This window comes from Pseudomonas sp. LBUM1653 (assembly GCF_059716115.1).
In genome coordinates this window covers 268,074-292,575 of sequence record NZ_CP166803.1, presented here as the reverse complement: position 1 = coordinate 292,575, position 24,502 = coordinate 268,074, and the positions used below count along the sequence as shown (strand labels likewise).

Below are 24,502 nucleotides of genomic sequence, written 5' to 3'. Positions count from 1 at the left end.
ATCAAAAGACATAACTAACGACGAATGTGGATCGGCACCGCAAGAAGAAGCAGCTTCGAGACCCCGTTTTGCACCGCGCGATGACGACCAACGTGCGCCGGAAGACCTCAACAGAGGCCCGCGCAAAAATAGTCTGAATTCAGGGGTTTACAGAACCTTCCCAATCGCTATAATCGTCGCCCTGACATGCCGGTATAGCTCAGATGGTAGAGCAACTGACTTGTAATCAGTAGGTCCCGGGTTCGATTCCTGGTGCCGGCACCATACAAAACAAAGCCCTCGTAGCAATACGAGGGCTTTGTTGTTTCTGCCGTCTGGAAAAGCCAGATCTTAGTGACCCGCGCTCTGCCCGCCATCAACGTGGAGAATCTCGCCAGTGACGAACTTGGCGCTGTCCAGGTACACCACTGCCTGAGAAATGTCATCGATCTCGCCCATGTGCCCGACCGGGTGCAGAGCGCCCAGTGCGGCGTGGGTTTCTTCGCCGTGCATCGGGGTCTTGATGATGCCAGGGCTGACAGCGTTTACCCGGATGCCGCGCTTGGCGTATTCGATGGCCAGGGAACGGGTTGCCGCGTTCAGGCCACCTTTGGTGAGCGAGGCCAGTACTGAAGGCACGCCGTCGATCGCGTGGTCCACCAGGCTGGTGGTGATGTTGACGATGTGCCCGCTGCCTTGTTTTTCCATCTCGGCGATGGCCAGCTGGGTGATATAGAAGAAGCCGTTGACGTTCACCGACAACACATTGGCGTAGTCTTCAGCGGTGTACGCAGTGAACGGTTTTGCGATGAAGATCCCGGCGTTGTTGACCAGGGTGTCGACACGGCCGAAACGTGCGATCGCTTCTCGGATCACGCGCTGTGCAGTCTCTGGTTCGCCGATATCGCCGGCCACGGTGAGGATGTCCGGATCGGTGGATGGCTTGATCGAGCGCGAGGTAGCGACGATCTGGTAACCGAGCTCGCGGAAGGCCTTGACCATGCCGTCGCCGAGACCTTGGGATGCGCCAGTGATAACAACGACTTTTTTCGAATTGCTCATGATGAACCTCTACTGATAAATGATGGTTTGAAAAAGCTGTAATCAGGCTTGTGCCATTTGTCTCAACATCTGTTCGTAGTACTCGACCGACTGCGAACCGGACACCAGGTGACGACCGTTGAGCACCAGGGCCGGGACCGAATTGATGCCGTGCTGCCGATAAAACTCTTCAAGCTCACGCACCTCGTCGGCAAAGGCGCCCGACGCCAACACTTGGCTTGCACGGGCCTCGTCCAATCCGGCTTTACCCGCCAGCCGCACCAGCGTCTGCGGATCGCTCGGGTTCTGGCCTTCGCTGAAGTAAGCCCGCAGCAGAATCTTCTTCAGCGCCACCTGGCGTCCTTCTTCCAGCGCCCAGAGCAACAGTCGGTGAGCGTCGAAGGTGTTATAGAAGTGCGTGCGCTTTTCCAGATCGAACTTGAAGCCGATGGCCACACCACGAGCGATCTGCATCGCTTTGCCAGAGGCGACGTCCTCGGCCGTGCGCCCGTATTTGCGCATCAAGTGCTCGACGGCTTTCTCGCCTTCGGCCGGCATGTTCGGGTTCAGCTCGAAAGGCTTGTAGGTCAGCTCGACCGCAACCTCACCCGCCACGTTCTCGATCGCCTGCTCCAGCGCCGTCGCTCCCAGTGCGCACCATGGGCACACCACATCGGAGACGAAATCGATGGTTACCGATGCCGTCATGACTGCCCCTCGTCCGCCAGTTGCTTGCGGTACTGAGTGGTGGTGATCCCGGCGTAGCCCCAGTTATCGGTGTCGACTTCCTCGATCACGATGTGGGTCAGGTCAGGGCGCTTGTTGAGGGTAAGCGTCCCGCTAATACACGTTGATTTTAGATATGGCACGCGAAGCAATGCCCGCTTCTTGATAGATGCTTAGCTGAAGGGATTAGTAATTATCGTGCCGGCAAAGCCGGCTCGGCGGGACGTGTCGCATTCCGCACTACTGATCTCTCCATCTCTTTGTTTTCCAGCATGATCCCGAATCGGCCAGACAGCTCCTTTCGTCCCTTGGATGTCAATGCGAGTGCCCGACTATCAAGGTCTTGGATAACCCACTTGCGGCTTATGACCGTCTGTAGAAAAGCCGCTCCGAGTGCTCCGGCAAGATGAGGGCGCCGCATGCTCCAGTCCAGGCAGGAGCACGCGAAACGACGCCGTTGTGCCCTTACTTTTTCTATCTCGATACCGAGATCGGTCATGGCTTTTTCGCCGCTCATCGTGAGCTGATACATACGCTCCCCAGAAACCGGCACGGTTAACCAGCCTGACTCCATGAAATGGTCATGCAGTTGTACAGCCAGTGTTCCTGCCATGTGGTCATAACAGGTACGCGCGAACTGCAATCGGGTTGGGGTCGTGGACACATATCGTGTATCTGCGTTTTGGCTGATCACCATGAGGGCCTCAATAGCCTGGGCCACTTGCGCGTCAGCCAGACTGTAGTAGCGATGCCTGCCCTGCGTGTGCAACCTTACCAATCCGTCCTCTTTTAGTCTTGTCAAATGCGCGCTCGCCGTGGATGCACTCACGTCGGCGATGACGGCCATTTCGGTACTGGTACGGGCGTGGCCGTCCATCAGCGAACAAAGCATTTTCGTCCTCGCTGGTTCGGCAATAGCGCCGGCTACCCGAGAAATCGCGGTGTCATTGCTTCGAGCATCCATATTTCGTTCCTGAGCGAATCGTCACCATGGAGGATGTTCGATAGTAGCCGTTCTTTGTGAACAGGACTTCCGGAATGACGCCTTTTGAAGCAGCTACCCATACTGATCCCTACGTTTATTACTCAGGTCTCAGGCGACAAAACGGCCTGCTATTCGATGCAGACCTTCGTTTATGGATTGCAAGTAGTGCCAAAGTTGTCGAAGCCATTCTGGGGCATCCCGACTGTCGGGTGCGTCCGCTAAACGAGCCGATTCCTCCCGCGATTGCGCAAGGCGTGGCAGGAATGATTTTCGGTCGTTTGATGCGCATGAACGAGGGCCCGCAGCACCTGTGCCCCAGGATGGCTATCGAACCTGCCTTGGCCTCTGTCGAGACAGATAGCATCGCAGACATCGTGTCACGTGTGGTCGAGACCCTCGATAACCCGGTCGAAAACCTAGATGAGTTGATGTTCACGTTACCGGTTTCCGTTATTGCCGCCTTGATAGGCCTTCCATCCAGCCGGCTACAGGAAGTAGCGAGGCTGACACGGGATTTTGTCGCCTGCCTGTCGCCGTTAAGCGACGAAATTCAACTCGGTGAAGCTAATTCCGGGGCCACTCGACTTAGTCAATTATTCAGCGCGCTGCTGAGTAACGACGATGAAAGTAGCCGCTTCTTGAGCCATATCTGGAGCGGATGCGAAGCCACCGCCTGGAGAGATCATGATGCATTGATCGCTAACCTGATCGGCCTGTTGTCACAGACCTGCGAAGCCACCGCAGGCCTGATCGGCAATACCCTTGTAGCGCTCCATCGTAACCCTGATCTGATTAAAGACATGCAACCTACGCAGATGCTCGTTGCAGACTTGGTGGAAGAGGTAGCGCGCTACGACTCGCCCGTGCAAAACACCCGGCGATTCGTTGCGAAGCGATGCACTATCGGGGGCAGCGTCTTGGAGGCGGGTGATACCGTTCTAGTGTTGCTCGCTTCAGCCAATAGGGATCCCTACGCGAACCCAGACCCCGATAGACTCTTGGTCAAACGAACGCAACGACGAACCTTCAGCTTCGGCTCAGGAAGACATCAATGTCCAGGCCAGCAACTTGCATTGACTATCGCCTCTGAGGCGATTTTGGCATGGCTGCATCGACAACCAGCCTCATCTGCTCGTCCTTATCGGTGGAGTTATTTGCCCTCCCTTAATGGTCGCATCCCTCATTTTTATCGTGATCGGGAAACTCAGCAATGATCGCAGTTATCTTTGAAGCATGGCCTCATGAGGAGCAATACCAGCGGTATCTTGACCTTGCCGCTGAACTGAAACCATTGCTAGCAGAGCTGGATGGTTTCATCTCAGTTGAGCGTTTCCAAAGCCTAAGTGAACCAGGAAAGGTTCTCTCACTGTCATTTTGGCGTGACGAGGAAGCTATTAAGCGGTGGCGCGGCCTTGAGCTACATCGTTCGGCCCAATTAGCAGGCCGTAGGCAGGTTTTCGATGACTATCACCTGCGCATCGCCCAAGTAGTTCGAGATTATAGTCTTGAGGATCGTGATCAAGCGCCGAGCGATAGCAAACAAGCTCATGAATGAAAGAACTGCTTTGTGATCTTTTCCATTTCAACGGCTCCGTGGCGGAAGCCAGTTATGTGGCAGTAAATCTGCAATCTCACTTGCGCGCTGAGTTGGCAGACGCGTGAGTACATCCTTCAAATAGGCATACGGATCATGCCTGTTGAGCCGTGCAGACTGGATTAAACTCATGATCGCTGCCGCCCGTTTGCCGCTGCGTAGCGATCCTGCAAATAGCCAGTTCTTGCGTCCAAGAGCCCACGGTCGGATTTGGTTCTCGGCCCAATTGTTGTCAATGGGTACGGCCCCGTCATCAAGGTAGCGCGATAGCGCTGCCCATCGTTTCAAGCTGTAATCCAGGGCTCTGCTGATGGCCGAACCTTCAGGCACGAGATCGCGCTGGCCGATCATCCAGGCATGCAGCCTTTCCATCACCGGTACGGCTTTTTCTTGCCGTATTCGTTGCCGTGAATCTGGCTCCAGGTCGCGGACTTCACTCTCTATTTCGTAAAGCAATTGGATATAGCGAAGAGCTTGTTCGGCGAGCGTGCTTTTGTTCGTGGCATGCAGTTCGAAGAACTTGCGCCGCGCATGGGCCATGCAGCCGATCTCCGTCACCCCGAGTTCGAAGCTGGCCTTGTAGCCACCAAAATCATCGCAGACCAAATTGCCCTTCCAGCCTCGCAGGAAGTTGCGAGCATGCTCACCGGCACGGCTGGGGCTGAAGTCGTAAACCACTGCCGCTGTTTCGCAGAACTGGCTGGTGGCGTAGGCCCAAACATAAGAGCGGTGGGTTTTCTTCGAGCCTGGAGCGAGCATCTGTACCGGTGTTTCGTCGGCGTGGATGACCTGCTGCCCGAGCACTACGTCGCGCAGTGCATCGACCAGCGGCTGTAACTGCACGCCAGTCGTGCCAACCCATTGAGCCAATGTTGAACGTGGGATGGCCAAGCCAGCTCGACCAAAAATCGATTCCTGACGGTAAAGCGGAAGATGATCAGCGAACTTCGCGATCATGACGTGGGCAAGTAACCCGGCAGTCGGGATGCCCTTGTCGATGACCTGCGCCGGTACGGGTGCCTGGATCAACGTTTCGCAGTCATCGCAAACCCACTTGCCACGAACATGGCGCTCGACGGTAAACACGCCCGGCGTGTAGTCCAGCTTTTCGCTGATATCTTCACCTATGCGCTTAAGTGCGCAGCCGCATAGGCAGTGGGTGTTGTCCGGTTCGTGATGGATCAACGTGCGTGGGAATTCTGCCGGCAATGCCGTGCGCTTGGGCTTCTGCTTCTTTTGCTCGGTCGCCGCAGGTTCTATTTGCAAGGCTTGAAGCTCGGCCTCAATCGCCGCGATATCGGTATCGATCAGGTCATCAAGCAGGCTGGCCTGCTCAGGATTCATCTGCTCGCTGCGCTTGGCAAACTTCAAACGCTTGAGTTGTGCGATCTCGTGGGTCAGCTTATCGATCACCGTTTGATCGCGGTTGATCTTCTTGCCCATGGTCTCGACTTGCGACAGCAACTGCGCAGCGAATGCACGCAATTGGTCGGGATTCATTTGATCGAGATTGGGCGAGGAAGTCATGCCTTGGATTTTACCAAAGCAGGCCCCTTGCGACAGCAAGCCAAGACGTTCAAAGCAGCGTGATTGCACCGCCAGCTCCAACACGTTGCCAAGGTAGACCAAGCACCAAGGCCTGAAGTTGCTCGGTATCCAACTGCACTTCACTACCTTGACGAACGCCTGGCCAATGAAATTTACCTTGGTTCAAGCGCCGTGCAGCCAGCCAGACGCCAATCCCATCGTGCACCAGCACTTTCATCCGAGTCGCGCGGCGATTGGCAAACAGATAGGCGCAGTGCGGCTTCGCCGCACCGAACACCGCGATCACCCTGGCCAACGCCGTTTCAGTGCCGGCGCGCATATCCATGGGCTCAGTGGCTAGCCAGATGGCGTCGATGCGGATCATCGCACCAGGTCTCGAAGGAAAGCGGCGCAGGCAGCAGCACTATCGGTTGGCCAATTTACTTTGACGGTGCCGCGTGGGTGCAGAATCTCAACGCTGATATTCGATGAAGATAGGTGCGCTGTTGTTTGCATAGGCAATGGGATGAATGCAGGTGTCTGCGCCGTGCTTTTCTGCGCCTGCAACCGAATCCATTTGTGGACGAGGTTTGCGTTAAGGCGGTTGCTGAGCGCGATGCTGGCAATCGAAGCGCCGGGCTGGGCGCACTCTTGAATGACCTGGGCCTTGAAGGATTTGGAATAGGAACGGCGTGTTGGCTGCATGAAATACCCGCTTAAAAGGCTAGAACTGGTGCCCACTTGAATTTAAGTGCACACCATGTCTGGGCTTTGCAGGGTTGGGTAGATGACTTGGCCGGACGCATACTGTTGAGGACGCGTTCCAGTGTTTCAGTGATCTCGGCGATCACCTGAGCTTTCTGCTCAGTGGTAACGCCATCGCGGGTGATGCGTACGCTTACAAAAGGCATGAGGGAAACTCCAGTGACCTTCCCGTCGGGATGATGGGAGAGGCGTTGGAGCTCAATGTAGGGAGTTCGCTGGAGGGGATAAAGGTGGGGGCGGGAACATCATTAGTTACGTGGTGTAATTATTATTGCGCACCATTGAATCGTCCCTGGCGGTTACTTCGCCGCTTTACAAACCTCAGCGCGTCGCTCAAGCCTGGTTGACATAAGCACCGTCGTTGGCCGAGAATCCTCGCAAGAGCGCGAAACCGACTGCCTTCAGGTGGCAATAGTCGGCGTTAGGAACCCCGTTGATTACCTGAAAATCAGCGCTCGGGTGAGACCTCTTCTCCCCCGCTTGAGGGAGCAAAATATCAAGCAACCTTCCAGAAAAAGCAGCCTATCAGGCTGCTTTTTTACTTTTGGATGAGTTATCGGTGATATACCAAATTTCCATGCCGATGCTTGTTCAACGCCTTTTTGTCACAGTTCATGAAATTCCAAAGTACGTATCCAAGGTCAACATGGACGATTACCAGCATTTGGTATTTTGTGTTGTATGCACCAATGAAAGCGAGACGATAGGAACCATCGCTGTAGGAAACCCGCCAGATTTCTAATGGGTTGCGCACTGTATCGACAGCAAACTCAGTGAAACGCTCTCGGGCATTTGGTCGTTTTTCTACGATGTGAGAAAGATGCTCACGCCGAACCATCACAGGTACATATGGCGTTTCGATCAAGACCGCGTTAGCCCCTTCATACAATCCAAACCCCTGCGCGACTTGTTCCAGAGCAGAGCGGAAATCGATCGCGCTGCATAGCTCTCGAACGATCCTGCCTTCGAGGAGAATTGGAATATCGCGCAGATCAGGCAAGCCAAGATCCTTCCAATTTTCTTGATCAGGAGCCTCCTTTACCCCTGGAACATCCATTTGCCTATCTCGGTTGACGTGAACCGCTATTTCAACCGCCCGAGGTCCCACGAAAAATCAGCTGGTTCCTCTTTTCCTTTCAGAGACTTCCGACAATCTTGCAGGACATCCCCTTTCGTTTCGGTTCACACGTGTCGCAATTTTTCACTTTTTGCGACACGTCCTTGGAATATGTCGCTGCGGACGACACGTGCTTAAGACGTGTTCCCGAAATCGAGTTTTGGCGACATGTAGTTTTTGAATGACAAAGAAAAGCCCCGAACCAGTCGGGGCTTCTTTGTTCTCAGCCTTGAATCAGACCTCAATACCGCAACCCATCATCAGAAAACGTTGATCGGGTAATCCACGAACACACGCACTTCGTTACCGCTGACGTTGTACTCGCTCGACTTCTGCGACACGCGCAGGATCGAGCTGCGCAGCTTGATGCTCAGGTCTTTGGCCGGGCCGCTCTGCACGACGTACTTGAACTGGTTGAAGATCTCGCGCTCTGTGCCGCCTTCGCTGGTGGAGGTGGTGATGTTGTCACCGCGTACGTAGGCGAAGTTGTAGCTCAGGCCCGGGACACCGAAGGTGCTGAAGTCCAGGCCATAGCCCAGTTGCCAGCTGCGTTCGTCTTCGGCGTTGAAGTCGGACCAGTAGGAGTTGGCCAGGTAGATGGTGTTGCCACCGTCGCCGACGCGGTTTTGATCTTTCTGGTAGCCGCCGTAGGCGTAGCCCAGATTGCTGTCGCCAGTGCTGCGCTGGTGAGCCAGGGTGAACGAGTGCGGGCCCGTGGCGAAGGTGGCTGCCAGGCTCCAGATCTTGTTGTCGTCGCCGGTGATGTTGTTGTCGCGAACGTAGGAATCTTCCAGCTTGGTGCGATAGCCGTTGAAGTCCAGTGTCAGGGACTGATCCTTGTCGATCGGGAACACGTAGTTGGCGTTCACGTATTGCTTCTTCAGCACGTCTTCGACGTCGGAGGCGTACAACGCGGCCTTGAATTGTTCGGTGAACTGGTAGCTACCGCCCAACACGTTGATCGACTTCAAGCCACCGCTGTCGCGGCCTTCGGCGCTTTTGCGCGATTCGGCGGTGAAGCGACCGGCGTTCAGTTCCAGGCCCTTGATCTCCTTGGAGGTGATCAGGGTACCGGTGTAGCTTTCCGGCAGCAGACGACCGTTGTCGTAGCTCAGTACCGGCAGGACCGGCATTTGGTCGCCGTAGGTCAGCGTTGTGCTGGACAGACGGAATTTGACCGCTGCGCCACCTTTGGCCAGGTCGTCAGCCGGTTCGCCGCTGGCACCCTTTTTGAAAAAATCGATGCCTTGGGCGCCGCTGCGGTCTTCATTGCGCTCCAGATTGAGCGCGTACAGACCAAAGGCATCCACACCCACACCGATGGTGCCTTGGGTGAAGCCGGACGAGAACGTACCGATGGCCGCTTGGCCCCACTCGGACTTGTCCGGGTTGCCGTCTTTGTAGTCACGGTTCATGTAGGCATTGCGCAGCAGCACTTTGAGGCTGCTGTCTTCAACAAATCCCTTGGATTCGGCCTGGTCGTTAGCCATGGCCTGTGTAGCGCTCAAAATCCCCAGAGCGATCAGGCTGATTCGCTTGTTCAACATGTTGTTTTCCTTATTACCGGTTGAAACGCGCTGTGTAGAACGGCCGAAACGGCGCTATCGCGCTCTTTTTTCATGCCGCAAACAAAAAGGCCCGCCCACGATCACTCGCGGCGGGCCTTTTTATTATTTTAGGGTCATGGCGGTCTGCCACAGGCGTTGGGCCGGATCGTAGCTGCGGCCTTAACGATATGTCAATTTCATGAATCGTCTGTAACTAGGCGAAATTCGTCTAAGAAATGAGTTTACTTGGCAGGAAAACTCAAATGGCGCCCAGTCGTGATGTAATCGAATGACGTCGAAAAGTTAGTAGTAACAATTGCGACACAATTGGAAACAATCAAACAGAGACGCAGCTCAGGAATAATTAACACAAGTAAATAGCAAGCATTATCATTCGCGCCGCTCTTGTTGCACCCCGAAAATTCCTACGGATGCGTTCTTCAATGCCTGTCCCTTTTCGCCTTACGCCCTTCAGCCTCGGGCTTTCTGCTCTGATATCTGCCGGTTTCTCCTACGCTGCCCCTACCACCTTACCTGCCACATCCATCAGTGCCGAAGCCGAGGCCGATGACCCGCGCGTGAAGGAAACCAACACCGCGACCCGCACCAACACACCGGTGCGCTACGTGCCTCAAGCCATCGACTCGATCAAGACCGCCAACGTTTTCGATTACGGTACCAACGATCTGGGCACCGCACTAAGTGGCATCCCCAACGTCAGCAGCGGCGCCGACACCCGCTTCGACAGCTTGCGCATCCGTGGCTTTGACGCCAGCAACGATTTCTATCTCGATGGCATCCGCGACGACAGCCAATACGTGCGCGACTTGCACAACATCGAACGCATCGACGTGCTCAAAGGCCCGGCCGCCGTGTTGTACGGCCGTGGCAGCCAAGGCGGGATCGTCAACCGGGTGAGCAAACTGCCGGAGTTCGGTCGCCGCTCGACCCTCGAAGCCCAGGGCGGCAGCGATGACTTGCGCAGCCTGTATGCCGACCTCAGCACCGATCCATCCGAGAACATCAGCCTGCGCCTGAACATGGGCAACATGGACCAGAACAGTTTCCGCGATGGTGTGAGTGGCAATCGCCAGTTGTTCGCGCCCTCGATGACCTGGCAACTGACACCGGACCTGAACTGGCTGGTGCAGTACGAATACAGCCGTTACAACCGTACGCCGGATCGCGGCGTCCCCGGGGTCAACGGCCGCCCGGCAGACGTCGGACGCGACACGACCTACGGCAGCGAGCACGATTTCATCGACGACAAGTCGCAATCCCTGCGCTCCAGACTCACCTATGAGCTCAGCGATAACTGGCAATTGCGCCAGACCCTCGGCGTGTTCAAGCTCAACAGCGATTTCGACAACACCTACCTGACCGGCTACAACCCGACCACCAACCAGGTCACGCGCCAGCACTGGCAACAAGACCTGACCACCCGTAACGTCTACAACAACGTTGAGCTGGAAGGCGGTTTCGATACCTTCGGCCTGGAGCATCGCCTGCTGACCGGCATCGAGATCGGCAGCCAGCGCCGCGATCCGACCTTGTACACCGCCGCCACCGCAGGGGCAGGCAGTTCACCGGTGCCGTCGCTGGACCTGAACAACCCTAATCGGGATTTGCGCCACACCGGACGCATGCAGGTCTCCAGCAGTTCGCACACCGAGGTCGAAAGCCGTGCGGTGTATGTGCAGGATCAGCTGCAACTGAACGATCAATGGCAACTGCTCGCCGGTTTGCGTTACGACACGTTTGACATCGAGTCGACCAACAAGCTGCGGGACATTTCCGAAGACCGTGACAGTCACAGCACCAGCCCTCGCGTAGGACTGGTGTGGACGCCGCTGCAGAATCATTCCTTCTATGCCTCCTGGTCGAAGACGTTTTCGCCAGTCGGTGGTGGTTTGATCGGTATTACCCCGGGTGCGGTCGGCAACACCAACGACCTGAGCCCCGAGCTGACCAAGCAGAAAGAAATCGGCGTGAAAAGCGACTGGCTGGACGATCGCCTGAGCACCACGCTGGCGATCTACGAGCTGGAACTCTACAACCGCCGTACCAGCGATCCGAACAACCCGACGATTACCTTGCTGACCGGTATGCAACGTTCGCGCGGGATCGAACTCACTGCCGCCGGCAAGATCGCCGGCAACTGGTATGTGCGCGGCGGCGTAGGTCTTCAGGACGCAACGATCGAGAAAGACAACAATGGCTTTGAAGGTAATCGCATCAGCAACGTGGCCAAGCGTAACGGCAGCCTGTTCCTGACTTGGAAACCGGAAATGGGCTGGTACGCCGAAACCGGTTTGACCCTGGTCGGCGATCGTTATGCCGACAACCTCAACACCACCGTGCTGCCGGGTTATGGGCGCTGGGATGCCTTGGCCGGCTTCAGGCAGAAGGATTGGGATTTGCGCGCGGCGCTGAATAATATCAGCGACAAGACGTACTACGAGTCGGCCACCAGTGCGGCGCAGATTCAACCGGGTGAGCCGCGTAGCGTGGTCGTTACAGGCACCTACAGCTTCTAGACACACCGCAAAAACCAGTGGGCGCGAGCTTGCTCGCGATGGCGGTGTGTCATGCAAGAAAATTGTGACTGACACTCCCTCATCGCGAGCAAGCTCGCTCCCACAGTGGACAACAGTGACGTAAAACTTTCGCCCACAAAAAAGCGCTGCCATCCCGGCAGCGCTTTTTCTTCATCAATCCGTTGTCGTTCTTCTTATCCTTCCATCACATCCCACAACGCATCCAGTTCCGCCTCGCTGAATAAACCAGCGGGGTAGCGCTCGATCATCGTCCGGCGCGGATCACTTTCTGCGATCTGACACGTTCCATTGGACTTGAACCAGTGCGCCAGGATCTGCAGCGATTCGCTGTTTACCGCCAGGGGATGCAACGCCCGCTCGCTTGCCACATTCACTTCGGCGTTCATTTCAACGCTCTCTCCTGGTTTTTGAGCGGCTAACTTATCCAAGGTTTATGACAGAACATCGAAGCTCTCCCCCTCCCCGTTTACCCCATGACAGATACAAGAGCTATGCCAATGGCTCTCATTTGCCGACCGACGGATACAAAAAAGCCCGCAATCCTGAAGGGCTGCGGGCTTGCTTGTGGCACGGCGAGTGAAAGCGCTGGCCTGAAATATTTTGCTGTTAACTCAAGCTGTTACAACTGCACTCACTCTTTGTGCGACGCTGGCTGTTGTTGGGTAAGGCAGTGAATGTTACCGCCTCCCAGTAACAGTTCGCGGCCAGGAACCATCACCACTTCGTGCTGTGGGAACAGCGCCTGCAGAATTTCCTTGGCCGGGCCGTCCAACGGATCATCGAAGCTCGGGGCAATGATGCCGCCGTTGACGATCAGGAAATTCACGTAAGAGCCGGCCAGACGAACGGTCGGGTTACGTTCCTGAGTCCCGTCCACCGGATCGACACCGGCGCATTCTTCCTCGGTGGCGTACAGCGGTCCCGGGATCGGCATCTTGTGCACCGTGAACGGGCGTCCCTTGGCGTCGGTGCTACTTTGCAGCACGTTCATGGCGGCCTGGCAGCGCGGGTAGTTCGGGTCCTGCGGGTCGTCTGTCCAGGCCAACAGCACTTCACCCGGACGCACGTAGCAGCAGAAGTTATCCACATGGCCGTCGGTTTCGTCGTTGAACAATCCGTCCGGCAGCCAGATGATTTTATCCACAGCCAGATTGGCGCTGAGCACCGCTTCGATTTCCGCACGGTTCATGTGCGGGTTGCGATTGCGGTTGAGCAGGCATTCTTCGGTGGTGATCAGCGTACCTTCGCCATCGACATGGATCGAACCGCCTTCGAGCACGAAGCCCTCGGTGCGGTAACGCTGGCTGCGCTCGATCTCGAGGATCTTGCCGCCCACCTGCGAGTCACGGTTCCACGGCGAATACAGGCCACCGTCAAAACCGCCCCACGAGTTGAAGTCCCAGTTCACGCCCCGGACTTCGCCGCTGTTGTTGATGACGAACGTCGGGCCAGTGTCCCGAACCCAGGCGTCGTCGCTGGACATCTCGACAACGCGGATATTCGGTACGTCCAGGCGGGCACGGGCGTTTTCGTATTGGCCGGCGGACACCGCCACGGTCACCGGTTCGAAACGGGCGATGGCCTTGGCCACCGCCACGTGCGCGGCTTGCGCCGGTTTGCCGCCCAGGCGCCAGTTGTCCGGACGCTCGGGCCAGATCATCCAGGTCTGGGTTTGTGGTGCCCACTCGGCCGGCATGTAGAAGCCGTCTGCGCGAGGGGTGCTGCTCAAAGTGGTCATGTCGATCAGGACTCCAGGGAACCGTCGAGGGTTTTCAGCGCGCTGTACAGGTTCGGACGACGGTCACGGAACGAGCCCCACGCGCTACGGATGTGTTCCAGTTGGTCGAGGTCGAAGGTGTGAACCAGAACGCCTTCTTCGGTTTCGTTGAGTTCCTGCACCTTCTCGCCGAACTGGTTGGCGATGAACGACGAACCATAGAAGGTAATGTCGTAGCCGTCTTGTTCTTCGTTGCCGATGCGGTTACTGGCGACCAGCGGCATCAGGTTAGCGCCGGCGTGGCCCTGTTGCACGCGTTGCCAGTGATCACGGGACGAAATGGTCTTGTCGTGCGGCTCGCTGCCGATGGCGGTCGGGTAGAAAAGGATTTCCGCGCCTTGCAGCGCCATGCTGCGAGCGGCCTCAGGGAACCACTGGTCCCAGCAGATGCCCACGCCGATTTTCGCGTAACGGGTGTTCCACACCTTGAAGCCGGTATCGCCCGGATTGAAGTAGTACTTCTCGTGATAGCCAGGGCCATCCGGAATGTGGCTTTTACGATAAATCCCGAGGTTGCTGCCGTCGGCATCGATGATCGCGATGCTGTTGAAACGTGCGCGGCCCGCCAGTTCGTAGAAGCTGATCGGCAGCACTACTTGCAGTTCCTTGGCGATTTTCTGGAAGTGCTTGATGGCAACGTTGTCTTCCACCGTCGTCGCCAGTTGCAGGTAATCCGGATTCGGCTTCTGGCAGAAGTACGGCGCTTCGAACAGTTCCTGGATCAGGATGATCTGCGCGCCTTTGGCGGCGGCTTCGCGGACCAGCCTTTCAGCGACTTCGATATTGCCTTCAAGGTCCCAGGAACAGGCCATCTGAGTGGCGGCGACGGTAACGTTACGGCTCATGAATCATCTCCGGGCAAGTGCTTGACGGTCGGGCATGGTTCATCCGCGCCCTGGCATTGGCGTCTTTATATCCGATAAAAATCGGCTTTCAAAGCGAATAATATGCCTTTCGTCTTAAAATACTCACTTAAACCCGATATCAATCGGATTAACACCACAAATCCTGTGGGAGCGAGCTTGCTCGCGATAGCGGTCTTTCAATCAAAAAAATCTGTGACTGACACGGCCTCATCGCGAGCAAGCTCGCTCCCACAGGGATATGCGTTTAGAGACCCTCCGCGAGCACCTTCGAGAGCATTTCCACAAAGAAATCCACGCTCTGGCGCGAGGTGACCATCGGCGGTTTGATCTTCAGCACGTTCAAGTAATCGCCAGTCGGTTGCATGAAGATGCCCAGTTCGCGCAAGCGATCGCACAACGCGGTGGTTTCTTCGGTGGCTGGCTCCAGGGTTTCACGGTTGCGGATCAACTCCACCCCCAGATAAAACCCTGAACCATGCACGGCGCCGACCAACGGATGAATATCGATCAGCGCTTCAAGTCGCTCCTTGAAGTACCCGCCGACGACCTGAGCGTTTTCCCAGAGCTTTTCCTCTTCCATCACATCCAGCACCGCCATACCGATCTGGCAACTGACCGGGCTGCCACCGGCGGACGAGAAGAAATACCCCTCGGCCTCCAGCGCTTCGGCGATTTCCCGGCGGGTGATCACCGCGCCCAGTGGCTGGCCGTTACCCATGCCCTTGGCCATGGTGATGATGTCCGGTACCACGCCCTGCTCTTCAAATCCCCAGAAGAAATGCCCCATGCGCCCGTAACCCACTTGTACTTCGTCGGCGATGCACACGCCGCCTTGGGCGCGGACCATTGCGTAAACCTGCTGCAAGTAACCCGGCGGCAGCGAGATGCCACCGGCATTGCCATACACCGGCTCGCAAATGAAACCGGCCAGTTGACGCTTTTGCCCGGCGATTTTCGCCAGGTTGTGTTCGACGCTGCGCACGTAGTCCGGCGTGCTTTCAGGGCCGCGAAATTCGCCGCGATAGGTGTTTGGCGCGGTCACCGGGTGCACCCAGTCCGGGCGGCTGCTCAGGGCCTTGGGGTTGTCGGCGATCGAAGTCGATACCGCATCCGCGCCTACCGTCCAGCCGTGATAGGCCTCCAGTACACTGAGCATGTCGCGCCCGCCGCTGTGGGCCCACGCCAGGCGAATGGCCAGGTCGTTGGCCTCGCTGCCGCTGTTGACCAGGAACACCCGATCCATGCCCTCTGGTGACAATTTCAGCAGGCGCTCGGAGAACTCGGCCACGGCCGCGTAGTTGAACCGCGAGTTGGTGTTGAGCAACGACCACTGACGACTGGCAACCGCCGCCATGCGCGGATGGCCGTGGCCGAGTACCGCGACGTTGTTGAGCATGTCGAGGTAAGAGCGGCCTTGCATGTCGATCAGGTGGTTGCGCCAGCCGCGTTCGATACGCGGCGGGTCGACGTAATAGTGTTTTTGCGTGCGGGCGAAACTGGCGTCGCGACGGGCAAGCAAGGTCTGTGAATCGAGTTCCTCCTGCGCATCGCAAGCCAGCCCCAGCAGTGTTGCCGGCGACGGGCACAACGCCTGCCAGGCGCCAGCACGTGAAGGTGTGCAAAACAACGGCGCGGTAAACGACGCCCCTCGGCACAGCTGCACGATCAACGGCCCGCTGACCGAGCCCAGCACCTGGCCCTTTACCAGCGCCGCGCCGCTGTGCAGCGATGGCGTGACACCCCACAACCGCACACTCAGTTGCGGACCGTCCAGTTGCAGCAACCCGGGCATCGGCTGGTGCACCACCCCGGCAAACGGCGCTTCGACTGCCGTGCCGTGGGGCACGCGCAACTCGACGTGCAAGGGACAGGTGTCCGGCTCGCCGGCAGTGTCCGGGCGCGTGCGGGACAAACGGTATTGCCCATAACGACTGGCCGCCAGGCCGTGGGCGGCTTCGGCTTCGTCCAACAGGCGCTGATCGATGCCTTCCTGCTCCCAGTTACCGGCCTCGAAATGCGGGCTGAGAACGCCGAGGTCGATCAACGCAAACTCACGCCCCACCAGGCTCGGCAGCAGCGGCGCGAAGCCTTCGCTGCCAATGGCAGGCAGGTTCTGCCCGACTGCCGACAGGATGGCCGCTTCCATCAGCGCCAACGGCACCGATGTGGCCACACGAAAGATTTCCCACTCGTGGACCAGATTATCGCGGCTATAGGTATTGCCCGGATCAATGCTGACCTGCTGTTCGCCACTGAGCACCAATACCGCCGCGCGGGCGACGATCAGCGGCCACAGCGCCAGCAGTTCTTCATGCTGCAGCGGATTGACCGCGTGATACGCCTGCACCGCTGGCAAAATGCAGAAGGGATCGCCTTCACCATGGTGCAGCAACGCTGCACAGGTCACCGACAGATCGGTAATGCGCCAGGTACGGATCAAGTCGCCGAAATCGATCACACCTTGCAGTTGCCAATGGCGTTGCGCATCTCGCTGCCACACCACGTTGTCGTCGGTGATGTCCATGTGAATGGCTTGCACAGGCAACTTGTCTTGCAGCGGCAACAAATGGCGCTCGGCCTGCTCCGACGCTTCAACGATCAGTCGGCGCTGGGTTTCATCCTTGATGACCGGTAGCAAATGCGCGATCAGTGCGTGGGCGTGGCGTGCGTCCCACTGCAGAGTTCGTATCAGCCCCGGATGGTCAAAATTCGCCAATGCCAGGTCCATTTCACCGCACAGCCGCCCGAAACCGGCCACCACCGTGCGATTGAAATGTTCGAGGTGCGTCAGGGACTGCCCCTCGATGTAATCCAGCAAACGCACATGCACCGCTTGGCCAGCGACCTCCAGGGACAACAGGTCCGCAGCGTTTTTCGCCACAATCACCCGCGGCACGTGCACGTCAGGATGTTCAGCCAGATGCTTGAGCCCGGCATGCTGGGCTTGCAGCTCCAGCGCCGAATAGTCGCCCCGGCAGATTTTCAGGACAAAACGGCCTTGGTCGCTGTCGACGCGGTAGTTCAAATCCTGCTGGCTGCCAAGGGCCTGCAACGTTCCGCCGAACCCGTAATGCGCCTGCAACAACTCAAGCGCTTGCTCCGCAGACACTTGCGGACTGGGCAAACTGGCGCGATGAATCAACGTGGCGAGCGGCATACAACGACCCCTGAAATTTTATTAGGCGCCTATATCGCCACTGCTTGGGGCGATACGCAACCCCCCTTCAGCCGGCTGGCAAGCGGCTAGATCGGTCAACTACGAAGAAAAAAGCACATGACGCTCGCCCTTACTGACACTCTGGGCAAGAATGACGACCATCAATGGCTACGGTTGGAGAAAACCATGAATGTTGTGACCACCGACCTGCCCGGTGTTTTGATCATCGAGCCTAAGGTTTTCGGTGACGATCGTGGTTTTTTCTACGAAAGTTTCAACGCGAAGGCTTTCAAGGAAGCCACCGGCCTAAACACCCAGTTCATTCAGGACAACCATTCGCGCTCGCAAAAAGGCGTGCTACGCGGGCTGCATTACCAGCTGGAGAATACCCAGGACAAACTGGTTCGGGTCTGCGCCGGGGAAATCCTTGATGTAGCCGTTGACGTGCGGCGCAGCTCGCCGCATTTCGGCAAATGGGTGGCCGTGCGCCTTTCTGCGCAGAATAATCGCCAGCTGTGGATCCCCAAGGGTTTCGCCCACGGTTTCGTGGTGTTGAGTGATTTCGCCGAGGTTCTGTACAAAACCACTGAGTACTACAACCCGTCGGCCGAACGCAGCATTCGTTGGGACGACCCGGACCTGGCCATCGACTGGCAGCTGGAAACAGCGCCGCAACTGTCGGCCAGGGATCAGGCCGCGGCATTTTTCAAGGACGCCGACGTCTTCGACTGAAATACCCGGCTGCCATTTCAGCGCGAAGACGCACCCGGACCCAAGGTGCGCAGACTGCATCGGCAAGCCTAGGCATAATGCACCTGTCCCCACAGGCGCTCGATGCTCATGACTCCGACCCTTCCCCGCAGACCCCGCTGGCGCAGCCTGGCCCTGCTCGCGCTGTGCCTGGTGCCCTTGCTGTGGCCGCTGGAGCATCTGGCCGAGCGCTATTACCGCAGCGAGCTGGCTGGCCAGAATCGCCAGACCCTCGATCTCTACGTCGCCAACCTGCTGGGCACCCTGCACCGTTATGAAGTACTGCCGCAGATCCTCGGCTACCTGCCGGCCCTGCGCGCCGTGCTTGGCGCCCCAGACGATGGCGTCACCCAGGGCAACGCCAACCGCCTGCTGAAAAACATCAGCACCCAGACCGGCGCCGAAGTCATGTATCTCATGGACACCACGGGCAAGACCCTGGCCGCCTCCAATTGGGACAAGCATGACAGTTTCGTCGGCCGAAACTTCGCCTTCCGGCCGTACTTCAGCGAAGCCATGGCCGGTCGGCTCGGGCGTTTTTTCGGGCTGGGCACCACGTCCGCCAAACGTGGCTACTTTTTCGCCGCCGCCGTGCGCGAGGGAGAGAAAATCACCGGCGTGCTGGTGGTCAAGGTCGACCTCGACCACACCGAGAGCCTGTGGGGCAAAACCCCGGAGCAACTGCTGCTGACCGATCACAATGGCGTGGTCATCCTCACCTCGCGGCCGGAATGGCGGTTTCGCTCGACCCGTGAGTTGAGCGAAGAAGAGCGCAAGGCCATCACCGCGATCCAGCCCTACCCCACCCGCGAGCCCAAGCCGCTGAAGCTCAATCCCAACGCCTGGTTGACTCAGACCCAGGCGATCGCGGAAACCGGCTGGAACGTCAGCATCCTCGCCCCGCGCACCCTGATCGATCGCCCAGTGCGCACAGTGGTCGCCATCGGTGGCGCGACGCTGTTGGTGTTGATGCTGTTGCTCGGCCTGATGATGCAACGCCGCCGTCATTACCTGGAACGGATCGCCTTCGAAGCCAAGGCCCGGCGCGAACTGGAAGGCCGGGTTGCCGAGCGTACCAGTGATCTTGAGGGCCTCAACCGCCGACTCAAACAGGAAGTGCTGGAGCGCGAACAGGCCCAGCAAGAGCTGGTTCGCGCCCAGGATGACCTGGTGCAGGCCGGCAAGCTCTCCGCCCTGGGAACGATGTCGGCGAGCATCAGCCACGAACTCAACCAGCCGCTGGCAGCCATCCGCAGCTACGCGGAAAACGCCGAAGTGTTGCTCGACCACCAGCGCACCGACGATGCCCGTGGCAACCTCAAGCTGATCAGCGAATTGACCGGGCGCATGGCGTCGATCATTGCTCACCTGCGCGCCTTTGCCCGACGCGACCGCCACGCCCCGGAAAGCGTCGCCCTGCAGCCGGCGCTGGACGATGCCCTGGCCTTGTTGGCCAAGCGTCGGCGCAGTATGGAAGTCGAGCTGATCCGCGACTTGCCCGCCGCCACTTTGTGGGTCGAGGCCGGAGAAACCCGCCTGCGCCAGGTGCTGGGCAACCTGCTGGCCAACGCCCTGGATGCCCTGACGGAAAAAGGCCCGCCGCGTAAACTCTGGCTGAGTGCCCAATCCACCGCCGAAGGCGTCAACCTGTACATTCGCGACAACGGCCCCGGTTTCTGCCTGGAGGCCCTCGGCCGCGCCAGCGAGCCCTTCTACACCACCAAGACCCGCACCCAGGGCCTTGGATTGGGGTTGGCGATCTGCGAGACCCTGATGCGCGCCTTCGGCGGCGAACTGTCGTTCGCCAACCACAAGGAGGGCGGCGCCCTGATTACCCTGAAGCTACGCGCAGGCGCACCGGGTGTGAGCCTGCAACCGTCCGAGGACCGAAGTGCATGACCATCGACAACCGCATCCAGGTCGTGTTGATCGACGACGATCCCCACCTGCGTCAGGCCTTGAGCCAGACCCTTGACCTGGCCGGCCTGAAGATTCTTCCGCTGGCCGAAGCCAAGGGCCTGGCCGCACAACTGGAGCGCGACTGGCCGGGCGTGGTCGTCAGCGATATCCGCATGCCGGGCATGGACGGCATCGAACTGCTGACCGAACTCCACGCCCAGGACCCGGAACTGCCAGTGCTGCTGATCACCGGCCACGGCGATGTGCCGCTGGCGGTGCAAGCCATGCGCGCCGGGGCTTATGATTTTCTGGAAAAACCCTTTGCCAGCGACGCGCTGCTCGACAGCGTACGCCGCGCCCTGGCCTTGCGCCGACTGGTGCTGGACAACCGCAGCCTGCGCCTGGCCCTGAGCGATCGCAATGAATTGAGCACACGCCTGGTCGGGCAGTCGCCCTCGATGCTGCGCCTGCGCGAGCAAATCGGCGCCTTGGCGGCGACCCGGGCGGACGTGCTGATCCTCGGTGAGACCGGGGCCGGTAAAGAAGTGGTCGCCCGCGCGCTGCATGACCTGTCGAGTCGGCGCAGTGGTCCGTTCGTGGCGATCAACGCCGGGGCGCTGGCCGAGTCGGTGGTCGAAAGCGAGTTGTTCGGTCATGAGCCAGGCGCTTTCACGGGCGCGCAGAAACGCCGCATCGGCAAGTTCGAATTTGCCAACGGTGGCACGTTGTTTCTCGATGAGATCGAAAGCATGAGCCTGGACGTCCAGGTGAAATTGCTGCGCTTGCTGCAGGAACGTGTGGTCGAACGCCTGGGCGGCAATCAACTGATCCCGCTGGACATCCGCATCATCGCCGCCACCAAGGAAGATCTGCGTCAAGCCGCCGATCAGGGGCGATTCCGCGCCGACTTGTACTATCGCCTGAACGTCGCGCCATTGCGCATTCCGCCACTGCGCGAACGCGGCGAAGATGCATTGGTGCTGTTCCAGCATTTCGCCGATGAAGCCAGTACCCGCCACGGCTTGCCGCCCCATGAACTGCAACCCGGACAACGCGCCCTGCTGTTGCGCCACACCTGGCCCGGCAACGTGCGCGAGCTGCAGAATGCTGCCGAACGCTTCGCCCTGGGCCTGGAACTGGCGCTGGATAACAACGAGGTGCAAGGCACGCTTGGCACGACGGCAGACATGGTCAGCGGCGGGTTGAGCGAGCAAGTGGAAAACTTCGAGAAAACCCTGATTGCCGCCGAACTGGCGCGCTCGCACGGCTCGGTGCGCAGCGTCGCCGAGGCGCTGGGCATTCCACGCAAGACCTTGCATGACAAATTGCGCAAGCACGGCCTGAGCTTCGCCGACAGCGGCACCTCAACCCACAGCGACGACCTCGATTGAGCCGCCGCCCACTCATCCACTTCAAACAAGAGGCCGCTGAATGAGCCGCGACAGTCGTCAACTGGAATCCGTCCTCCATCACGACATTCCCCTCACCCGGGACATGGGCCTCAAGGTGCTCGACTGGCACGATCAACAACTGCGCCTGTACTTGCCGCTGGACGCCAACGTCAACCACAAGAGCACCATGTTCGGCGGCAGCCTGTATTGCGGCGCGGTGCTGGCTGGTTGGGGCTGGTTGCATTTGCGATTGAAAGAAGAAGGCATCACCGACGGGCACATCGTGATCCAGGAAGGACAAATCAGTTACCCGCTGCCGGTGACGGGCGATGCCAATGCCATTTGCCAGGCGCCGGACCCGGTGATCTGGAAGAAATTCCTGACCACGTTCCAGCGATACAGCCGAGCGCGGTTGACGCTGCATACGCGGGTCGTCAATGAAGGCCGTGATGAGGATGCGGTGAGGTTTACCGGGCAATATGTGCTGCACCGGTAGGCCCTATCGCGAGCAGGCTCGCTCCCACATTGGAGCTCTGTCGTACACAAAACCTACGGGCAACAGAGATCAACTGTGGGAGCCAGCCTGCTGGCGATCAGCTGTGCAGCCGCCGCCATTCAGGAGCGAGCCAATCCCAACAGTTTCTCGCGCCACGCAGCTTTAGCCGGCAACGCCAAAAAGAACTCATTCAACAACGATTCCCGCGCCGGATAACAGAACGGCGCACCATTCAGATCCAGCACCTCGCCACCCGCCCCTTCCAGCACGCCTTGAGCCGCCGCCGTGTCCCACTGCGAAGTCGGCGCCAGGCGTGGATAACAATCTGCCGCCCCCTCGGCCAACAGGCAGAACTTCAGGGAGCTGCCGATATTGGCCAGCTCCAGCTCACCCAGGCTGGCGCTCAACCCGGCCAGCAGGCGCTCCTGCTCGGGACTGGAATGGCGACGACTGGCAACCACGGTGAACGATTGGCCGGGGGCCGGCACGTCACGCACCTGAATCGCCACGGGCGTACCACCTTGATCGCAACGCCACGCGCCGAACCCGGCACCACCGACATAGAAACGCCCATTAGTCGGCATCGACACCACGCCAAATACTACGCGCCCCTGCTCGATCAGCGCGATGTTGACGGTGAACTCTTCGCTGCCGGAAATAAACTCCTTGGTGCCGTCCAGCGGGTCCACCAACCACCAGCGCTGCCATCCGGCGCGTACGCTCTGCGGGATGTTGGCATCTTCTTCGGACAACACCGGAATGCTCGGGTCCAGCGTGGTCAGCCCGGCCAGAATCACATGGTGGGCAGCGAGGTCGGCGGCGGTGACCGGCGAATCGTCAGCCTTGGCGGTCACCGCCGTGCCGGTACGCCAGAACGGCAGGATCGCCTCGCCGGCCTTCAATGCCAGCTCGACCGCCGGCGCCATCAATGGATGGGGAAAATTCATGGCTGGAACACCCCGCGCTGGGTCAGCAGGTCACGGGCCAGGTACAAGGCCGCCAAGGCACGGCCTTCGGTGAACTTCGGGTTCTGCGCCAGCGCAGACAACTCGCGCAGGTTGACCTTGTCCATGCCCATCGGCTCCGGTTCGTCACCTTCCAGGCGTTCTTCGTACAGGTCAGTGGCCAACACCACCTGGATTTTCTGGCTCATGTAACCGGGTGACAACGACAGCTCAGTCAAATGCTCAAGCTGTCGCGCGCCAAAACCGGCCTCTTCCTTGAGCTCGCGCTCGGCTGCCGCCAAAACGTCCTCGCCCGGTTCGATCAAGCCTTTGGGCAGCGAGAATTCGTATTCATCTGTACCGCCGCAGTATTCCTCGACCAGTACGGCATGGTCGGAATCGAGCATCGCCACGATCATCACGGCGCCATAGCCTGCGCCCTTTCCGACCAACCGCTCATAGGTGCGCTCCACGCCATTGGAAAAACGCAACTTCAGCTCCTCGACGCAGAACAAACGGCTGGTGGCGACAATCTCGCGGGCGAGGATGGTGGGTTTCTGGCGCATGAGCGGCTCCTGGGCGATAGCGGGTTACTATACCCGGCCTATCCTGATTGTTGTCCCCGGATACCTTTTTTTACCGTTGGAGAAGTTTTTATGTCTCTGCTGCCCTGGCGCGACATCGATACCGTTCTGCTGGACATGGACGGCACGCTGCTGGACTTGCACTTCGACAACCATTTCTGGCTCGAGCACCTGCCAAAGCGTTATGCCGAATGGCACGGGGTGAGCCGGGCCATGGCCGAGATGGAGTTGCAGCCGCTGTTTGAACGCAATGCCGGTCAGCTGCAGTGGTACTGCCTGGATTTCTGGAGTGCCGAACTGAAACTGCCCGTGCGCGAACTGAAACTGGAAACCGCTCACCTGATCGCCCTGCGCCCGGATGCGGACACCTTTCTGGCAGCGATCAAGCGTGCAGGCAAGCGCGTGGTGCTGATCACCAATGCGCACCGCGATTCGCTGTCATTGAAGCTGGAAAGAATTGAGCTGGCACCGTATTTCGAGCGCTTGATAAGCTCCCACGATTACGGTTTCCCCAAGGAAAATCCGCAGTTCTGGGATGCCTTGCAGGCCGACATCGACTTCGACCCGGCGCGCAGCCTGTTTATCGACGACACCTTGCCGATCCTGCGCAGTGCGCGGGAGTTCGGGGTGGCTCATTTGTTGGCGGTGAAAGAGCCGGACAGCCGCAAAGGACCCAAGGACACGGCGGAGTTTGCGGCGGTCGGGGATTATCGGGATTTGATAGCAGGGCTTTGAGACCGAGTTGCCTGCTTCGCGAGCAGGCTCGCTCCCACACTGGATCTGCGTCGTGCACAAATGC

22 protein-coding genes, 1 tRNA gene and 2 pseudogenes are annotated in these 24,502 nt (G+C 58.7%); 9 read left to right on the top strand and 16 right to left on the bottom strand.

Going from position 1 to position 24,502, the window contains the following annotated elements:
* The first annotated feature begins 188 nt into the window (after nt 1–188).
* Nucleotides 189–264: transfer RNA gene (locus ACA054_RS01385), tRNA-Thr, on the top strand.
* Between the two features lie 66 nt (nt 265–330).
* On the opposite strand, the gene ACA054_RS01380 is transcribed toward ACA054_RS01385, so the two are convergent.
* The 4 genes and pseudogenes from ACA054_RS01380 to ACA054_RS01365 form a co-directional block, all read right to left on the bottom strand.
* The gene (locus ACA054_RS01380) at nt 331–1,041 is read right to left on the bottom strand and encodes an SDR family NAD(P)-dependent oxidoreductase (protein ID WP_497637499.1); all 711 of its coding nucleotides are present in this window, start codon (nt 1,039–1,041) and stop codon (nt 331–333) included.
* Nucleotides 1,042–1,083: 42 nt separating this feature from the next.
* Nucleotides 1,084–1,728 (bottom strand): DsbA family oxidoreductase, encoded by a 645-nt coding sequence (locus ACA054_RS01375; protein ID WP_497687868.1) that lies wholly within the window; start codon nt 1,726–1,728, stop codon nt 1,084–1,086.
* Nucleotides 1,725–1,847, bottom strand: a pseudogene (locus ACA054_RS01370) (tautomerase family protein); the annotation flags it as partial. The gene ACA054_RS01375 and the pseudogene ACA054_RS01370, both read right to left, overlap by 4 nt.
* 92 nt (nt 1,848–1,939) lie before the next feature.
* Complete coding sequence (locus tag ACA054_RS01365) at nt 1,940–2,710, bottom strand: ArsR/SmtB family transcription factor (protein ID WP_497687867.1); 771 nt, start codon at nt 2,708–2,710, stop codon at nt 1,940–1,942.
* 74 nt (nt 2,711–2,784) lie between these two features.
* Here ACA054_RS01365 and ACA054_RS01360 point away from each other — a divergent pair, with 74 nt between their 5' ends.
* Nucleotides 2,785–3,945, top strand: a complete 1,161-nt coding sequence (locus ACA054_RS01360; RefSeq protein ID WP_497687866.1) for a cytochrome P450 — start codon at nt 2,785–2,787, stop codon at nt 3,943–3,945.
* Nucleotides 3,942–4,286 (top strand): antibiotic biosynthesis monooxygenase family protein, encoded by a 345-nt coding sequence (locus ACA054_RS01355; protein ID WP_003230353.1) that lies wholly within the window; start codon nt 3,942–3,944, stop codon nt 4,284–4,286. Before ACA054_RS01360 ends, ACA054_RS01355 begins: the two co-directional genes overlap by 4 nt.
* Nucleotides 4,287–4,313: 27 nt before the next feature.
* On the opposite strand, the gene tnpC is transcribed toward ACA054_RS01355, so the two are convergent.
* The 6 genes and pseudogenes from tnpC to ACA054_RS01325 all read right to left on the bottom strand — a co-directional run bounded on the left by tnpC (nt 4,314) and on the right by ACA054_RS01325 (nt 9,281).
* Nucleotides 4,314–5,852: an IS66 family transposase gene (gene tnpC, locus ACA054_RS01350; protein WP_497690226.1), complete on the bottom strand. Its 1,539-nt coding sequence runs from the start codon at nt 5,850–5,852 to the stop codon at nt 4,314–4,316.
* Nucleotides 5,853–5,901: 49 nt separating this feature from the next.
* Nucleotides 5,902–6,237 (bottom strand): IS66 family insertion sequence element accessory protein TnpB, encoded by a 336-nt coding sequence (gene tnpB, locus ACA054_RS01345; RefSeq protein WP_497687865.1) that lies wholly within the window; start codon nt 6,235–6,237, stop codon nt 5,902–5,904.
* Nucleotides 6,234–6,557, bottom strand: coding sequence for an IS66-like element accessory protein TnpA (gene tnpA, locus ACA054_RS01340; RefSeq protein ID WP_497687864.1), 324 nt, complete (start codon nt 6,555–6,557; stop codon nt 6,234–6,236). Before tnpA ends, tnpB begins: the two co-directional genes overlap by 4 nt.
* A gap of 104 nt (nt 6,558–6,661) precedes the next feature.
* Nucleotides 6,662–6,763, bottom strand: a pseudogene (locus tag ACA054_RS01335) (tautomerase family protein); the annotation flags it as partial.
* A gap of 407 nt (nt 6,764–7,170) precedes the next feature.
* Complete coding sequence (locus ACA054_RS01330; protein WP_497687863.1) at nt 7,171–7,674, bottom strand: PBECR2 nuclease fold domain-containing protein; 504 nt, start codon at nt 7,672–7,674, stop codon at nt 7,171–7,173.
* 320 nt (nt 7,675–7,994) lie between these two features.
* Nucleotides 7,995–9,281 (bottom strand): OprD family porin, encoded by a 1,287-nt coding sequence (locus tag ACA054_RS01325; protein ID WP_497687862.1) that lies wholly within the window; start codon nt 9,279–9,281, stop codon nt 7,995–7,997.
* A 443-nt stretch (nt 9,282–9,724) separates the two neighbouring features.
* Here ACA054_RS01325 and ACA054_RS01320 point away from each other — a divergent pair, with 443 nt between their 5' ends.
* Nucleotides 9,725–11,818, top strand: coding sequence for a TonB-dependent receptor (locus tag ACA054_RS01320; RefSeq protein ID WP_497687861.1), 2,094 nt, complete (start codon nt 9,725–9,727; stop codon nt 11,816–11,818).
* 194 nt (nt 11,819–12,012) lie between these two features.
* Here ACA054_RS01320 and ACA054_RS01315 read toward each other — a convergent pair whose 3' ends face one another.
* The 4 genes from ACA054_RS01315 to ACA054_RS01300 all read right to left on the bottom strand — a co-directional run bounded on the left by ACA054_RS01315 (nt 12,013) and on the right by ACA054_RS01300 (nt 17,639).
* The gene (locus tag ACA054_RS01315; RefSeq protein ID WP_497687860.1) at nt 12,013–12,225 is read right to left on the bottom strand and encodes a hypothetical protein; all 213 of its coding nucleotides are present in this window, start codon (nt 12,223–12,225) and stop codon (nt 12,013–12,015) included.
* 245 nt (nt 12,226–12,470) lie between these two features.
* Nucleotides 12,471–13,577 (bottom strand): agmatine deiminase, encoded by a 1,107-nt coding sequence (gene aguA, locus ACA054_RS01310; protein ID WP_497687859.1) that lies wholly within the window; start codon nt 13,575–13,577, stop codon nt 12,471–12,473.
* A 5-nt stretch (nt 13,578–13,582) separates the two neighbouring features.
* Complete coding sequence (aguB, locus tag ACA054_RS01305; protein WP_497687858.1) at nt 13,583–14,461, bottom strand: N-carbamoylputrescine amidase; 879 nt, start codon at nt 14,459–14,461, stop codon at nt 13,583–13,585.
* A gap of 265 nt (nt 14,462–14,726) precedes the next feature.
* Entirely contained in the window at nt 14,727–17,639 is a 2,913-nt protein-coding gene (locus ACA054_RS01300; RefSeq protein WP_497687857.1) for an aminotransferase, read from the bottom strand.
* Between the two features lie 186 nt (nt 17,640–17,825).
* Here ACA054_RS01300 and rfbC point away from each other — a divergent pair, with 186 nt between their 5' ends.
* From rfbC to ACA054_RS01280, 4 genes are all read left to right on the top strand, one after another.
* Nucleotides 17,826–18,371, top strand: a complete 546-nt coding sequence (rfbC, locus tag ACA054_RS01295; protein WP_497690225.1) for a dTDP-4-dehydrorhamnose 3,5-epimerase — start codon at nt 17,826–17,828, stop codon at nt 18,369–18,371.
* 108 nt (nt 18,372–18,479) lie between these two features.
* Nucleotides 18,480–20,288 carry a sensor histidine kinase gene (locus tag ACA054_RS01290; protein WP_497687856.1) on the top strand — a complete coding sequence of 603 codons (1,809 nt, stop codon included), beginning with the start codon at nt 18,480–18,482 and terminating at the stop codon, nt 20,286–20,288.
* Nucleotides 20,285–21,679, top strand: a complete 1,395-nt coding sequence (locus ACA054_RS01285; RefSeq protein WP_497687855.1) for a sigma-54-dependent transcriptional regulator — start codon at nt 20,285–20,287, stop codon at nt 21,677–21,679. Before ACA054_RS01290 ends, ACA054_RS01285 begins: the two co-directional genes overlap by 4 nt.
* 40 nt (nt 21,680–21,719) lie before the next feature.
* A complete protein-coding gene (locus ACA054_RS01280; RefSeq protein WP_419712491.1) occupies nt 21,720–22,175 on the top strand; it encodes a YiiD C-terminal domain-containing protein in 456 nt (151 codons plus the stop codon).
* A gap of 119 nt (nt 22,176–22,294) precedes the next feature.
* Here the strand turns inward: ACA054_RS01280 and cysQ are convergent, their stop codons facing one another.
* Both cysQ and nudE read right to left on the bottom strand, forming a co-directional pair.
* Nucleotides 22,295–23,122, bottom strand: coding sequence for a 3'(2'),5'-bisphosphate nucleotidase CysQ (cysQ, locus tag ACA054_RS01275; RefSeq protein WP_497687854.1), 828 nt, complete (start codon nt 23,120–23,122; stop codon nt 22,295–22,297).
* Complete coding sequence (nudE, locus tag ACA054_RS01270; protein WP_497687853.1) at nt 23,119–23,685, bottom strand: ADP compounds hydrolase NudE; 567 nt, start codon at nt 23,683–23,685, stop codon at nt 23,119–23,121. The genes cysQ and nudE overlap by 4 nt, the downstream gene beginning before the upstream one ends.
* Nucleotides 23,686–23,775: 90 nt before the next feature.
* On the opposite strand from nudE, the gene yrfG reads away from it, so the two are divergent.
* Nucleotides 23,776–24,438 (top strand): GMP/IMP nucleotidase, encoded by a 663-nt coding sequence (gene yrfG, locus ACA054_RS01265; RefSeq protein ID WP_497687852.1) that lies wholly within the window; start codon nt 23,776–23,778, stop codon nt 24,436–24,438.
* Nucleotides 24,439–24,502: the final 64 nt, after the last annotated feature.